This window comes from Vallitalea longa, from assembly GCF_027923465.1.
Taxonomy (GTDB): domain Bacteria; phylum Bacillota; class Clostridia; order Lachnospirales; family Vallitaleaceae; genus Vallitalea; species Vallitalea longa.
The window spans coordinates 1320929-1338819 of record NZ_BRLB01000001.1 but is presented as its reverse complement, the minus strand read 5'-3'; the positions used below and the strand labels follow the sequence as shown (position 1 = coordinate 1338819).

4 protein-coding genes are annotated in these 17891 nt (G+C 32.5%); all 4 read right to left on the bottom strand.

Annotated features, from left to right (window positions below; all coding sequences use genetic code 11):
- Position 1 precedes the first annotated feature (1 nt).
- Entirely contained in the window at positions 2-6610 is a 6609-nt protein-coding gene (locus QMG30_RS05725; RefSeq protein ID WP_281813168.1) for a glycine rich domain-containing protein, read from the bottom strand.
- Positions 6611-6699: 89 nt separating this feature from the next.
- Positions 6700-8229, bottom strand: a complete 1530-nt coding sequence (locus QMG30_RS05720) for an S-layer homology domain-containing protein (protein WP_281813165.1) — start codon at positions 8227-8229, stop codon at positions 6700-6702.
- A 207-nt stretch (positions 8230-8436) separates the two neighbouring features.
- Positions 8437-9966, bottom strand: a complete 1530-nt coding sequence (locus QMG30_RS05715; protein ID WP_281813163.1) for an S-layer homology domain-containing protein — start codon at positions 9964-9966, stop codon at positions 8437-8439.
- Positions 9967-10178: 212 nt separating this feature from the next.
- On the bottom strand, positions 10179-17855 hold the full coding sequence (locus QMG30_RS05710) for a glycine rich domain-containing protein (protein ID WP_281813161.1): 7677 nt from the start codon (positions 17853-17855) through the stop codon (positions 10179-10181).
- Between the last annotated feature and the right edge of the window lie 36 nt (positions 17856-17891).

Sequence of the window (17891 nt, the reverse complement as noted above, 5' to 3'; positions counted from 1 at the left end):
GTTAATGTGTTCCTACAGTATCCAAATCTTCTGCAGAAGATTTATTAGTCGAATATACAGTTATGACATTGTAAGGTATAGAATTAAGGTCATAATTTTTGCCACTAATGTTGACAGTTCCATTACCACTTGGATGCTTATAATGTAAATTGTATATTTCACCAGAGATCTTTATATCAAGAGCCAGTACTATAACTGAATTTTTATTGGCGATAATATTGGTATCGCTTAATATTTCATTATGTGGTACTGTTACAGCCGATGAAGGTAGACCTACTTCAAAAAACCATCTTTGTCCATTCATGGAATACATGATTTCTGGAATTCTATTACCTGGATTCCTATTAGTACCGTTGGTGCGAGAGGTGCCTATATAGGTTCTATTCTTTTCAGATAGGTGAATTACTTGTGCAGTACCAGAATAAATATTTCCATAAGGAGAATCTTTTACTATTATCTCATCATTGTAATTAGTCTGTTTAGTATCTAGCAATACATTTTCTGTAGTTTCCTCTTCCAAAGGTGAAACACATCTTCTTTCTTTTTCGCCATTCCAGTCTATAAAATAGTTGAATGGATATATGTTTGAACTATCCCAGCCAGGTTTAACTATGTCAAACATATTTATTGGTCTATAACCTGTTCCAGTGTTCATGTAGATATCTAGTGGTTTTAATGTACCGTCTGTAAGAGATAGATTATAATAGTAAGGTATGACTTGGAGTGTATTATAGTTACCTAGAGTGGAAATATCCATATATGTCAAGTAACCCAATCGCTGCGGTTGCCTTTTGATAGCATCTATATTATTTAGTGACGGTGTTAATGGAAATCTTATTGGATTAAGGTCATGACTAGGAACAGTTCCATATGTATTCAAGTAATTGTTTCTAGGACTAACTGTAACACCTCTGATATCAATTTTATCAGACATAATATTTTGTTGTTTGCTTAAGTCAACTTTGGGGACAACATTCTCAATATACCATTTACCATATATAGGTTTTTTAAATATGTTGGAAAATCTCCAGTCACCAGTATCTTCAATAACCAGATTACCTATTCTTCCTACTATATCGATATATGCAGGTTTATATGCGGAATGTTTAGCTTCTTTATCACGAGTTCGGACTCTGTTAGTATAACTATCGGCATCATAATAATCACAATTATTGGCTATTGCTTTAAATTTTATTTTAGCAGAAACAGCTTCTCTTACTGATAAAGGTAAATAAAAATCATAAGTGGTTTTATTTACTTCTAATGGTATTTCTTCCATAGGTTGGTATATAACGTTGTTATAGATGACATTGAATCCAAAGGTTACAGATTTACTTTTGGTCCATTCAGTTGTATCCATATTGTTAGTATATCCTTTACCTCTTACAAAAGTTGTTGTATCTATTCCACTGGCACCATTACCATAGAAATCTCCTCTATTAGGGTAATATACTTGGAAACCATAGTCTATATTAATGAATTTACCCGGATTATAAGTGTTTCCTGAGCCATCTGATACAGGTTTATTCTCGACTTTTCTAGGAACTAATTTATATTCATATCTAGTTGTTGCACCACCACTCACTAATACTTTTTTATCAATAAATTCTGGTTCTCCAGTTCCTTTTACTGTTATATAAGGATCTTCATCAGTAGAGCCACCAATTTTCGATATTTTAGCTTTACCATTGCCATATCTTATTCCTTGTTTAGTTTCCCCATCTATAACTCCTCCGATATATCCAGAACCACCACCTCCTCCAGAGTCTTTATTAGTTGATGCATATCCACCATAGTATCCGCCACCGCCAGCTCCTAAATCATGTCCGCTAGATTGAGAATTTTGACCTGTGCCGTATCCGTATCCACTATTTTGTGTTGCACCTCTACCTCCAGCAGTGCCTCCAACTGAGCCACCACCATCTCCGCCTTTAGAAGTGCTTTTTTGACCTTTATGTCCACCACCACCGCCGCCTCCTGCGACGATTACTCTATGAGAATTATTGTTACCATCAACTCTTATATCAGTGGCACCACCGCCACCACCGCCCCAAGCTCCAGAGCCGTAATACGAAGAACCTTTTCCGCCTCCGTTCCAACCACCTGCATTTCCTTTCTCACCGGAAATGTTTAATGGTTTTCCTCCTACATATATGTATAGTTCTTGATCTGTCTTTAACTCTATATTACCTTTTGAGTAACCTCCTTTTCCGCCTGGACCTTTATCGTAGCCTTGTCCACCTTCAGCACCCCATACTTCTAGGGTATAAAGTCCGGTTACAGGTACAGTATATGATTGCTTATAACCTGTATATTCAAAAGTTTTATCTTCATGATAATTAGGATTTGGTATTGTTTCGTCTTTACTTCCAGGTATTATTATGTAGGGTTTTCCTTTTCCTGTTTTCCCTTCTGGTTGAATTATTTTAGCCATACCATTTCCTGATCTGACGCCTGATGTAGTAGTTCCACTGTTTACTCCACCTATATAACCTGATCCACCACCACCACCAGAGTCATCATTATCATGGTATCTAGTTTCATCATTACCACCAGCTCCACCTCCATAGTAGCCGCCACCACCGCCGCCGCCACCGGATCCACTACCGTAATTATTGGAACCGCCAATACCTAGACTTCCACTAGAACCACCTTTACTTCCACCAGAACCACCACTTGATTGAGAACCACCTTTACCTGGAGAGCCACATCTTTTACCACCGGTACCTCCGATTGTACCACCGCCAGAACCTCCAGAACCAGAGTCTCCGCTACTATTGTCTCCTCGTCCACCGCCACCGCCGGCTACGATTATACGATTAGTTAATGAATCACCATTTCTTCTAATATCAGTACCACCGCCACCACACTGGCTTGAATGTCCATGACCAGAACCACCGCCATTGTATCCTCTAGTGCCTCCTGTATGTATGTACAATTTTTCTCCTTTAGTCAGATTGACTTTTCCATAAGAATGACCACCTAATCCACCTGAGCCATTACTACCTTGGGCACCCCATACCTCTAAAGTATATTCCCCATCTACAGGAGCTGTATATGTTTGTACACTCCCAGTATAATTGAATATATTTTCTTTTCGAGGATGGTATTCTCCAGGAACATAGCCTTCATTTTTTATTATCTTTGTTTTTTTAAAATCAGGATTGGGTACTTTTACAGTTTCATACTGAGGTTCCATAGGTACTTCTACTAAAACTCTATCATATTCAGTAACACTTGTATCAATCTCCATATCATTTGGAAGAGAAGCTTGAGTACGTTGATCTCTATCGTCTGGTAGAGAAACTATCATAGCATCTTGAGCCGATACTGGATTATGAACAACTATATCATTAATCTTGGCATGATTACTTGAATATGTTGATTTGAATTCTAATCCCGTTTTGCCAAAATCAGAGCAATAATTTGAGGGATATATTACAGTAGTTCCTTTGGCTGGGTCTACTTTTTCATAGAAAACTTTTGATTCTCCTGTAATATATTCTGAATTAGGTAAATCATCTATAATATCTATAGAATTATTAGTTAACCTTAGTGGTGCAGAAGGTCTAGCTGGTCTATTTACTGAAGTATTATGGGGGTCATGAGCTGTTGGTATATTATTGATTTTCCTACTGGAGTGAGCTGTTTTAACGTTTTTATAGTTACCTGTATAACCGGATATTGGTAATTCTTTTGGTTCCCAGTTAGCACCGCAATTAGGATTATTATCCCATTGTTCTTCAATAGAACTCTTTGGCAAAATGATATCTTGCTGAGTTTGCTTAGGTTCTGAAGTTTGATCAAAATAAATTACTGATTTATCTCCTTGAGTAGTTTGTAATATTAAAAAATCAGATACGACAGTAACAGAATTAAGGGTTTCTTTTCGTTTTTTCCAGATAGCTTCTTCGTTAACGTTACCACTTTCTGTTTTATTGTCTTCTGCATTATCTGAGTTGCCTTCATCCCATTTTACCTTATCTCTTTGGGAAGTTTCTAACGAATATATCAATCGACCTCCTTCAGCAGTATTAGTATCATCAATATTGTAGAATACAGAAGGTTTGCCTTGAGCTATCTTGCCTTTGATTTTATCAGTTGAAGTTATCTGTTTCATACCGTCAACTATGGATTCAGAAATTTCATATACTGCAACATCAGTTATTTCTAGATAATCATAAGTAATAGTCTGGCTCCAAGTTTCAGTATAGCCGCCGACTGTTTTATCATGCCCTTTTTGTACCCATCTGAATTCATCACCATATATTCCTTCCATTCCATTCCACACTTGCCTATATTCTTCATGGGTTACAGCTTCTTGTGCTGGTCTGGTGATATTACCATCTTTATCTTTTTTGGCTGGTACATATGGTTTGTCTGTTACGGTGTTTGATTCTGTAGTAGTTGTTTCTTCTTCAAATGTTCCATCCCAAGCAATACTTTTTCTTGGTGTTGGAGCACTTACACTGGAACGTGACCATGATCCTTCTTTGGCATCAATTGGTGGATATTTAAGGTAATCCCTTTTTTCTTGAACTACTTCTTCTGTTGTTGTAGTACCCATATGATCTGTTTTTGATCTAGCTTTTGGTTCGGGTAATGCTTCATCTTTGTTCCAAGGGTTATTTATAACAGGCATATTGTTTTGCGAAGGAACGCTATGAAACAAAGAGGTATAGTTTCTAGTTGATTGTTGACCAGAGTGAAACTCAACTGCAATGTCTACAAGGTATTCTGCACCACCAGATGAAAAGTATAAGTTTCTAGTTGTAGGAACGCCTGCCATTGCTTCAAATGTTTCGTTACCAGGCTTGCCTTGTTTGATTTCTGAGAAAACTTTAGTTGTAAAGTTAAACTCTCTTGTTATTGGAATGGGTTTCTTTCCTCTACTAAAATCAATAGAATCTTTTACAATTTCAGTTTCCTTGTGAATTTTTTTTGAATCTATAACATAGTCTACTTCTAGTTTGGCAGTGTAATCTACATGTATGTTTTGTTCTTCAGCTATAGGAGTAGTGGTAAAATCTTGTTGATAGCGGAAGGCTTGTTTACTGTCTAGTATAGATAACAAATCTTCTTTACTAATATTAAATATTTGTCTATTTATATCAGGAGCTTGTTGATTTAATTTAGAGATATCTCCTTGAGTTGTAGTTAATGTTAATTTAAAATCATAATTGACATCAGGATTATTAAATAGTAAGTTCCAGTCCTCTATACTGTCTTGAGTCAATGTAATATCTATATATGAGTTTATACCAATAATGTCGTTTTCAACAGGTACTATATATTTCTTTTTACCGTCAGATCCTACTGAGGCGTTCATCTTAATAGTAAGTTTAGGGCTAGGAATTTTCTTATTGCTTCTGATACCAATAAGAATAAATCCTATTTCATCACGTGTGAATTTCAAGCCGTGCATTACACCGGTTTTGTTATTCCAGTAATTCCAATTGGGTACACCTTTTTTTGTGGAGTAGTATCCTCCAATTATTCCAGACATACCCCATGAAAAAGGATTTCTAGTTTGCGTTTGAAATATTTCTGTAAGTCTTGTTATTCCCGGAAGTGTTTTATATGATGATATATACGAATTTTCAAATATGCTTTTTGTATTATTAGCAGTAACGCTCTTTGGGTCTAAAGGATCATCATATACTGTTTTACCTTGAACTGCTCCATACATGTACATAAGATAATCAGTGCTACTCATATAAGAGTAATGTCTATCTTTCCACAATTCATTTGATGATACTCTAATTGCAGATTCAATACTTAATAGTAAAGGTTTTTTTGATATGTTAGTACCATATATATAATTAGGTATTAATTTATCTAAATCATCTCTAAGAGTTTCATCTAGAGTGTATAGAGTTAAAAGTAAATCCAGATATTTTAGTGCTTTTTCTAAAGGATCTTCTTTTTTGATATCGTTTGTATTGGAATTAGTTTTATCAGGAGTTCCAGTATATTCATTAATTCTTGTTTCTATATTAGATTCTTGTCCTAATATGTAATTCCATAGTTGAGTTGATTTGGATTCTTTATCGACAGTATTAGTATATATTCTTTTCCACCAATTTTTATCCGTTTTACATTTTAATTCTAAATTATCTATGGTTTTGATTTCATTTCTTAAATTAGTGTAAAAAACATTACCAGGGCTACTAGTACTTCTAATTAGCCTGTGTAATTTCTTGGCTTTTATATCTGTATTAATAGGTAGCAATGTATTATTTGAAGGATTATATTCGGATAAATTTGCATTAGGAGTCCATATGCTTTTATATGTAAGATCATCTTCTACAAATAAGGTGTAGTCACATATGCTTGGAAATTTTCTTGAAAAATGTCTTTCATATTTTTGACCCAATACAATCTCGGTATCCATTGGGTCAAGTATATTTTCACCTGTAAGTTGATTTTTCCCTTCCATATCTACTATACTTACTTTGTAAACTAGCCAATTTATTCCTCCCCTTGCATTTACACTTTCACTCGGACTTACATTTCCAGATTCACCTTTTACAAAAGCATTTATGTTATAATAATTAGTTAATATTAAACACAGTATCAAGATCATACTTAATAATCTATATCTTTTCATATTTATTCCCCTATCGTATAAAAAAGACGTTAAAGTATTAAACTTAACGCCTTTTAAGTATTTTATATTAACTTGTTAATATTATATTTTTATTTAGTATAATTTATAACATTTAGAATAACTTGTGCTGCTTCAGCTCTAGTGACTATGCCTGTTGGATTGAATTTACCATTACCTGTACCGACAATGACTTCTGCTGACATACAAGCATTAATATGAGATTGGTATTGATCATCAGCTTTATTGATGTCTATTGCAGTAGTTGTAAATTGTTGTAAATTTAGTTTCAAATGATTAGCAACCATATAGGCCATTTCTTGTCTTTCCATTTGTTTATCCATATGCATTAAATAATAGTATTGAATGTCTGAGTCTTTTATTAAATAGTTAGACCCTATTAAAAAACATTCTGTCCACCATTTTTCTATACCAGCAATAATATTATCTTCAGAAATTCTTCGTAAAATTTTACCAGAAGTAGTTTCTGTTTCCAAAAGATCAGAATAAAATACTTTTGTAAACATTGTAATGAATTCTGATAAATGCATATTATTGTTAGGTTTATAAGTATGATCAGTAAAACCGTTAATTGCATTTAAAGAAGCTAATTCTGTAATAGCATCTTTAGCCCAGCTAGATTCTATATCAGTTAGTGTACATGTAAATGTAGCATTATCATTAATTGCTTCTTCCATGAAATTTTTATAAGTATCAGTAGTATTAATATGACTATATTTGAATTCTTCTCTGTTAAGGCAAACATATATTATTGGATTGGTCCAATCATTATTAAATCTTAGAAAACCTTTTTCAACTATTAATCCTTCACCAGAAGAGTGGGGTAGGTAATCTGTATATTGAGTATGTATGTATGTTGTTAATGCTTCTACATAATCATTTCTACTGATAGAATCTTTATTAAGTTTTCTAGATATAGTATCAGGATATTTTTCTGCTATAACTTTATCTGCTAATAGATCAGCTAAAGGTTTAAAATAATCTCTATCTTTTTCTTCTAATTTGTCTCTGTTTTTTGTTATAGCAAGAGCATATTTAACGTAATTACCTGAATATCTACCATAGTCTTCATAACTTGAAATACCATCTTCCTCTAAAAATAATTTTGCCTTTAAATCAGTTCCTATAATATCATCATACTTAGATGGTATATCAAAATCGAGAGTAGCTACATATTTTGAGTCAGGGTCAGAATTAACTGATGATATTAAATTGTCATTTTTCAAGTATTTCAAAAATGTTTTACCTTTTTTGTAGAACATATCTTCTTCTGACCTATTGACTAAGCCTTCAATATCTTTCAGTGACTCCAGTTGTTTATCAATACATTCTATTTGATTATATGATATTGGAAATATGTATTGTTTATTTCCAGTAAATCTCCATTGATCTAAACTGGGTAAATAAGTTGTCAAAGTCTGATACCACTTAAAATATTCATATGGGGGATTAATTTCACGATACCACCAGAAATCGGCATCATTTAAATCCATAGTCAATAATTCCATTCCAACGTCGCTATATTCTTCTGACAACTGGGAACATCCTGTTGATAATCCTATTAATATGATAATGATAATGCTACATATTAATTTTTTCATAATATTATCGCCTCTTTACTAATTAAATTTTAATATTATATGATATTGTTAAAATATTTAATATATTAATAATATAGCATATTAAATATTTTATTTCAAACATATAATATTGAAATAGATTATATTAAAACATAATATTACAGGTAAAGAGATAATATTTTTTATTAGTTTATTACTATTACTAAGTGGGTAGGAGAGTAATAAAATTTATTTATTATAATTTATAACATTTAAAATAACTTGTGCTGCTTCAGCTCTAGTGACTATGCCTGTTGGATTGAATTTACCATTACCTGTACCGACAATGACTCCTGCCGACATACAAGCATTAATATGAGATCGGTATTGAGTATCAGCTTTATTGATGTCAATTGCAGTAGTAGTAAATTGTTGTAAGTCTAGCTTCAAATGATTAGCAACCATATAGGCCATTTCTTGTCTTTCCATTTGTTTATCCATATGCATTAAATAATAGTATTGTATGTCTGAGTCTTTTATTAAATAGTTAGACCCTATTAAAAAACATTCTGTCCACCATTTTTCTATACCAGCAATAATATTATCTTCAGAAATTCTTCGTAAAATTTTACCAGAAGTAGTTTCTGTTTCCAAAAGCTCAGAATAAAATACTTTTGTGAACATTGTAATGAATTCTGCTAAATGCATATTATTGTTAGGTTTATAAGTATGATCAGTAAAACCGTTAATTGCATTTAGAGAAGCTAATTCTGTAATAGCATCTTTAGCCCAGCTAGAATCTATATCAGTTAGTGTACATGTGAATGTAGCATCATCCTTAACTGCGTCTTCCATGAAATTTTTAAAAGTGTCAGTAGTATTAATATGACCATATTTAAACTCTTCTCTGTTAAGGCAAACATATATTATTGGATTGGTCCAATCATTATTAAATCTTAGAAAACCTTTTTCAACTATTAATCCTTCACCACATGATGATGGTAGGAAAGTGGAGTATTGTTCATATAAATATGTTGTTAATGCTTCGACATATTCATTTCTATCAATAGAATCTTTATTAAGTGTTCTAGACATAGTATCGGGATATTTATCAGATATAACTTTATCTGATAATAGTTTCGCTAAAGGTTTAAAACAACTTCTATCTCTTTCTTCCAGGTAATCTCTGTTCTTGGTTATAGCGAGAGCATATTTAACATAATTACCTGAATATCTACCATAGTCTTCATAACTTGAAATACCGTCTTCCTCTAAAAATAATTTTGCCTCTAAATCAGTTCCTATAATATCATCATACTTAGGAGGTATATCAAAATCGAGAGTAGCTACATATTTTGAATCAGGATCAGAATTAACTGATGATATTAAATTGTCATTTTTCAAGTATTTCAAAAATGTATTACCTTTTTTGTAGAACATATCTTCTTCTGATCTACTGACTAAGCCTTCAATATCTTTCAGTGATTCTAATTGTTCATCTATACATTCTATTTGATTATATGATATTGGAAATATGTATTGTTTATTTCCAGTAAATCTCCATTGATCTAAACTAGGTAAATAAGTTGTCAAAGTCTGGTACCACTTGAAATATTCACATGGAGGTTCAAAGTCGCGATACCACCAGAAATCGGCATCATTTAATTCCATAGTTAATAATTCCATGCCAATATCATTATAGTCTTCGGACAATTGAGAACAACCGTTTGATAGTCCTATTAATGTGATAATGATAATGCTACATATTAATTTTTTCATAATACTTTCGCCTCTTTATCAATAATAATGTAATTTTATATCATTTTATTAATAATTTTGATATATAAATAATATAACATAATATATATATTGATTCAATTATATAGTATTAAATAAATTATAGTAGTTATCATTGGGATGTTTTTGAAAATTATACTCCCTTACCAAAAGGGTAGGGGAGTAATAAATGTTTTTGTTATAGGTATAATCTATTAATGAGTACCTGATGTATCTAAATCTTCAGCAGAAGATTTTTCGGAAGAATATATACCTACGACATTATGTTTTATAGAAGATATATTGTATTTCTTTCCTACGATGTCAATAGTATTATTACCTTCTGGGTGTTCATATTCTAAAACATAAGTATTTCCAGAGGCTTTTATATCTAGTGCAGCTAATATGACTGTTTTATTGTTCATGACTTTATCCATATTATTTTTTGTTAACTCTTTTCCAGCTTCTACAAATACAGCTGATGAAGGAACGCCTACACTAAAATGCCATCTTTGTGCTTGTTTGTTATAATAATATTCAGGTATCCTGTTCCCTGGGTTAAAATCTTCTCCATCCTCAGTAGTAGTACCTATAAATGTTCTATTCCTTTCTTTTAATTGTAATATCTGAGTAATTCCATATTTATAATCATTGTCTCTAGGAATATCAATAGGAACTACGTCTCCATTTTCGGTTACTTTATTCATTCTTGATTTCATATATTCAGTTATAGTTTTCTCTTCGCCACCATAATTTCTTCTTCCTGAATTATCTAACCAATCTAGTGAAATATAATTCTTATATACCGAATCAGTATTCCAATCAGGGACTACATTGTTATATATATTTATTGGTTGATATGACCCTTGTACATTGGCATAAACATCAACAGGAGATATATTACCTGTATCTAGATTCAAACTATAGTAATAAGGTATGATTTGCATATTATTATAATAGTTACCAACAGTCTCGATGTCCATTAACATATAATAACCTAATCTTGTTGGTTGTTTTTTAAGAGCTTGAATATTATTATCTGATGGACTTAATGGGAACTGTTTTGGACTCTTTTGTAAGAAATCCAAAGAACCAAAAGTATTAAGGTAATGTCTTGAGTCAATAGGATCTCCGAAGATATTAACATTAGCTCCTAGATAATTGTTTTGTGATTCAATATCAACTTTCTTAACAACATTGTCAATGAACCATTTTGTAGGGGTTACAGGATTCTTGAAATAATTGGAGAATCGGTAATCGGTTGTGTCTTCCATAACTAGATTTCCTATTCTTCCTACAACGTCTATGTTATATCGTTTCATTGCTGAATGGTATGCACTACAATTTGGTCTTCTCTTTTTATTAGTATCTGACTTATTATTATCTATAATACTACCATTATTGGCAAGAACTCTGAAATTAACTTCAGCACTGATGGCTTCTGAATTACTAATAGGAACTTTGAAATTATAAGTATTTTGATTTACATTTAAATCTATGTATTCTCCTACAGTATACATCTTATTTTTGTAGATGACATCAAAATTGAAACTAACTTGTTTTTTCTTTGTCCATTCGGTAGTATTCATATGATCAACAAAACCTTTACCTCTATGTGTAGTAGTATGAGAAATACCAAAACTACCATCATCATAGAAATTTCCTATGTTAGGGAAATAAACATCAAAATCTCTACCTAATACAACCATATCTCCAGCAGTTTTGTCTCCTAATCCTGGTATTTCAATGGTGGGGTTTGCCGGTTTTTTGGTCTCTACGAGTTCATACCAATTTTTTGGTGGAGTAGAGACGTTGTTTTCTATAACAGCACTGGATGTAATAGTGGGGGAGAGTCCATTTATCCAAGGGATACCTTGTGCTGGTATATATGAATCAGCTTTATTTTTTAAAACTATTTCTAATGAGATAATTTTATTATGATTACGAGTAAAATAATACGCTATATTTCTGTTTAGTGGATTTAATTGAATTGAACCTGTATTATCTTTTATTGTTGGCAATCCTTTTGACGCTAACATATTTCCAGTTATTTTTCCTTTGAAATCACCATTAGATAAAGACCAAACACCGATTAATCCATTACTTTGATTTGCACCTGAGCAACCATAAACTTCATTATTCTTTTTATCCACTACTAAACCACTGCCAGTATAAGATGAATTCATTATAGAATTACCACTCTTTAAGGTAACAATGAACTTTAGTTTTTTATTCAATATGTCATACTCATATAATTTATTTGAAGTTCTATTAAAGAAATAGATGTTATTATTTCCATCCCATCCACCTCTAGAATATGTACTTATTGCTCCTGCATCATGATTTATCACTTGCTTATTAATCAATTCATTCTTATTATTAATTTCATAATCTAGTATGTTAGAGTGTGATTTACTCCATCCAATTAGATGATCTGTACCTTCTCTATCAGTATATATTGCATAAGCTGCTGGACTTGAACTTGTACTACTTAGTTCTTTTACACCAGCATAGTTGTTCCAGTTACTTGAAGATATATAACTGCCAATATCTCCATTAGATGTTTTATTATATTTTGATACATGACCTAGATTCCCTTGTGCGACATATATATAATTCTTTGATACCATTATATCAGCTGGATATACATAACTAAAATTAGGCAAACTTTTAAGGAAGTTATCATAAGTATTCAGTACTTTAGATATACCGATATTACCTAAAGAGATTTTAGATTTGCTCCAATCGCCTGCATAACTATCACTGGCGGGAATATAATTAGCGTTATTTACTCTTATAGTCTTATCTCCTATAGCAGGCAATGTTAAAAATTCTGGTTCTCCATTACTTTTAACATCAGGTTCGGTAATCTGTGCTAATCCATTACCTTTTTGTACGCCGGTTTTCATTGATCCATTAGATACACCACCGATGTATCCAGAACCGCCACCGCCACCGGCTTCATCTCTAGCGCCACCTATACCGCCGTACCAGCCTCCACCTCCACCACCATTATCGGGTGAAGATACAGAACTTGATCCTTTACCACCTTGGCCTAAACTATAACCACTGGTTTGTGTGCCACCGGAACCACCTCTACCACCAGAACCACCAGTAGAACCACCACCAGCTCCACCATAGTAACTTGCTGAATGAGATACTCCTTGACCACCTCCACCACCAGCTACTATTACTCTATTGCTCAAAGCTGTGCCACTTATTCTAATATCAGTAGCACCACCACCTCCAGATGGTGTTTGATCTCCATAGCCCTTACCTCCTCCATTATAACCACCATATCCATATCCATAATCACGTCCAGTATAAGTACTTCCTTGACTACCCACATAAATATTAACTACTTCTCCTTTGGTTAATGTAACTTCACCTTTTGCATAACCACCTTTACCTCCATATGTTCCGCCACCTTGAGCACCCCATACTTCTAAAGTATAGTTACCTGAAATAGGTGCTGTATATGTCTGAACGGTACCTTTACTGTTAAAAACTTTAGTTTCACCTTTATGAGGAGGTTTATAATCTGGATTAGGTATTTTCTTTTCAGGTATATATTCTGGATTATCTATAGTATAAGGTTTCACATAATTAGGATTATCTACTTCTGTATTAATATACTCCGTATAAGGTATAGTTTCCCAGCTATCTGATTGACTGCCTATTTTCACTAATCTAATGTCATCTGCACTAACAATTTCTTTGGAACCGGTATTTGGATGAGAGGCACCATTAACAACAGAAACTCTTATTTTATCAGTAGTATTAGGTGTTTGAAATGTTTCTGATACGTTAACAATACTACCACTATGGTTTTTACCGAAAATCCAATCTTTTAATTTTTTTTCACCATTATAAGCTTCTACTAAAAGATAACCTTCACACCCTCGAGCTTTTATTTTAGCAGTTATTTCATAATCGGTGTTTGGAATACCAATAGTTGTTGATTGATATTTTTCCGTTCTATTCAGATTAGAGTTGGCCACTATAGTTAATGAATTCTTGCCAGAAATGATTTCACTGCTTTTACTTTCATAAGTAACATCTTTATTAAGTGGACTTCCTACCCAATTAAGAATATTACCTTGAGAATCAGAGATTTCAGCATCTCCATTATAAATAAAATTCTGCAAATCATGAGGTTTTTTAAGTTTGCTTTCAGTCTCTACTGTGTCTGGAACAAGATTACCACCTATTATTTTAGATTTAGATGTTCTTTGATCATATTCCTCGTCTTCAGGTATTATCATAGCATATTCAGTTGAAACTGGGTTGTGAATAACGATATCATTTATTTTATTATGTGCAGCTGAATATTTTGTAGAGTATTCTAAACCTTTTCCAAATTCAGTATTAGTATCTATATAAATATCACTATCTTCACCTATATCCAAAATATGCTTATAATACACTGAAGATTTTCCTGTAATGTATTCACCGTTTTTATTATTATCTATAATATCTATTCCAGTCTTCATAAGTCTTAGATCTTTAGAAGGTCTAGAAGGTCTTACTATAGTATGTGCTGGGTCAGAGTCAAATATGGTTTTGATTTTTACATTACCACCATTGCCATTGTATTTAGAATGGGTATTATAGAACTTACCGTTATAAGAACCTATATTAATGTCTTCTGGTTCCATATCGCTTGCGGATTTATTGTTATTTTCCCATAAACTACTTAGAGGTATAGTAACTTTTTCAAAATCATCTTCAGTATTAGTTGACTTAGATTCTTTTTCGAAATACATTATAGATTGATCTCCAGAAGAAGTTTGTAAAATTAAAAAATCTGAGATAACAGTAGCTGTATTCTCAGTTTCGCGTCTTTCTTTAAATTTCTTATATTCTATTGTAGCTTTATCTATTGCATCAGTATTACTCTCTAAATATGAATTATCATAATCAAGATTATTATAAATAATACCGCCTTTATATTTGCCTTCTTTCCTATTTGCATAATTTGCGGAGTGTCCTTGACCTCCTTCACCAGTAACAGTATTTCTTCCTAATCCATCAGAATCATCAGATCTAGGACCTTCATTCCATACAACGTTATCATGCTGTTGCGGTTCTATACTATAACGTAATCTACCACTCTTAGAATCTTCTTCTTCAGCTATATTATAAAAAATGTTAGGATCTCCTTGGACTACAGATGCTTTTATTTCATCAGATCCATTGATTTTTCTCATACCGTTTAGACTGCTTTTATCTATCTTCCAAACATCAACATCTTTTATTTTTAAAATATCGTATGTTATTTTTTGTTTCCAAGTATCTACAACCGATGGCATATCATTTATATGTTCTGGTCCACATAACTCATGAGCTGGAATACTTCCTTTAACAGTTATAGTAAAAGAGCCTGGACCAGAAGGTGTAGCAGTTACACTACAAGGGTCATCTACAGTTATAGTCTTGGTACCTGTAGTACCATCTGCCTTAGTGTATTCTTCTTCTTCTGTATGGGACTTGGAGTCAGAAGCTATTGTTTCTTCTGGTGGGTGTGGTGAACCCGATGGAGATGCTCCCCAACTATTAAAATTTCTAGTAATTCCATCACTTGCCGCTTTGTGTGATATTGTATAACCATTAATAGTCGATGCCCACGCATCAGCTTGTTTCATTGCATTTTCGTATGCTGTCATATCAGGATCTGCAGGACATGTAGCTTTTACTGAACCTGATCCCTTTACAGTAACAGCTTTAGCATTGTTAGGTATACTTCCAGTCCAAGTGGCTGATATATTAGTGTCTCCTCCATGTACATTAACTGTTAAATCAGAACTAGATGCTCCTGATGGACTAGGTACTGTATAACTACCAGCTTGATCTCCTTCTTTGAATTTACTAGGTACACCTGTAAAATATGATTTGTACTTTCTAATAGCTTCTTCATTTTCACAATACTCTAAAGTTATATCCACAATAAATTCTGAACCACCAGTAGCAAAGTATAAACTTCTTGTAGTAGGTACGCCAGCCATTGCTTCAAAACTTTCGTGATATGGACTGCCTTGTTTTATTTCTGACCAATAAGAAGGTGTAGAACTGTAAGTCCTAATTTCTGGTATGTGTTTTGGATTTTTAAATATTTTAGTAGCAATATCAGGGTTACCTTTCAATGTAATTATCTTACCATCTTTAGATGTTTTAATTTGAATAGTTGCTTGATAGTTATATGTTTGAATCTCTTCTTCTTCTATGGGTTGTTGAGTTAGGTCATGAGTAAATATTATAGGTTCATTTCCGCTTAAGAAGTTTATTAATTCATCTTTGGATTTTGCATCCCAGAATTTTTCGTTATCTCCATCACCTTGAGCTCCGGTAACTTGTGTGGATTGTAGTTTATTGCCTTTATAACCATATACTTTAGAGGAATCTCTTTTATTACTAATCATATTGGATATTAATGTTACTTTTATTTTAGGATATCCTTCTTCATATTCAAACCTATTCCAGTTTTCTTTTTCTTCATTGGTTAGATTACCTGTTATTTTTACAATAGTGTTTTGACCTATAGTAGTAGATCCTTCATCTAGTTCTATCGGGGATTCTCCGGCGTCTACACCGAATTCACCAGATAAATCAATAGGTGGAGGATCTAAATTATCTAGGCTAGATACGGCAAAACCTTCATATACACCGTCTATAAATTGTAATGCTTCAATCATACCTACCGTTTCGCTTTCTGATAAATCTTGAAATCTAACATAATCATTAACAGTTCTTAAATAATGCGAATGTCCATATACTAATGATGATCCCCATGCTGTTGCTGTAGTTGAAAAAGCTTTACCATATAAATCTGTAATTCTAGTTTGTTTTCTTTGGGTTATTGATTTTTTGGTAGCTTCAAGTATTATTTCTTCTTGATGTCTGGGAGCTATAAAGTTATTATCATGATTATTAGCAAAAAAGTTATTGTTAGGATTAGTTAATTTATTTGCTTCTGTTATACCAGCAGCATATTCTATATATTCTGTTGAGGGTATGTAAAGTTGTTCGGTACCCCATCCTTTTGAAGTGAAAATTGTTATGGTGTCTACTGCGATAAGTACTGGATTAGTATCCATATCTGTAAAGTTGATATATCTTTTTATAGCATTTTTATATATTGATTTATATTCATCTGCAGCTACTCCATATAGTATCATAAGCATTTGAAGGTATCCTACTTTATTTTTTATTTTTTCAGTTGGATCAGTAGTTGTTCCCTCATAATGGCAAATATTATTAATTTTTTGTATTATAGTTTTTTCTCCTTTATTATTCCACTGATAAAAAATATAATTTAATATACTTTCGCATTTTAATTCAACATCTTCAACCTTATTATAAGTATCTAACCATGTATCGCCAATAGTTGATAAGTCATTATTCTTTACATTTTCTAGAAGTGAATAGTAAAATATATCGTATCCTGAATATACTTTTTTATTATTCATATATTGTATTTTCTTGTTATTATTTTCTTTTGGAGAGGTTAGTAAATTTCCTGATGATGTTTCGCACCAAACTAATTTTATATCTTCATTAACTTTTATATCATAAACACGATCATTCTTTATAGTAGTTTGATTAACTACAGGAACCCAAATCTTAGAATTTTCCATATTGGGAAAATGATTTTTATAATGGGCTTTTATTTGTGGAATAACAGATTTAGTATAATCTATAGAATTTGGAAAGTTTTCATTTATTAAGCCTATACGGAAACAAGGATTAGGACGAGCACCTCCTTCCTGTCCAATTTCACCACCACCTGGTAGTTTACCGGCCTCTCCATTCATGCCATCAGCAGTTATTGGTAATGGAATGTAAATACCAAATACCATTAAAATACAAAGTAATATTGAAATTACTCTTTTCAATTGTTAATCACCCTTTCTTAATAATAATATAAATAT

Coding starts and splice junctions, on each gene's coding strand:
- QMG30_RS05725 (WP_281813168.1), bottom strand. CDS start 6,610: ATGAAAAGATATAGATTATTAAGTATGATCTTGATACTGTGTTTAATA.
- QMG30_RS05720 (WP_281813165.1), bottom strand. CDS start 8,229: ATGAAAAAATTAATATGTAGCATTATCATTATCATATTAATAGGATTA.
- QMG30_RS05715 (WP_281813163.1), bottom strand. CDS start 9,966: ATGAAAAAATTAATATGTAGCATTATCATTATCACATTAATAGGACTA.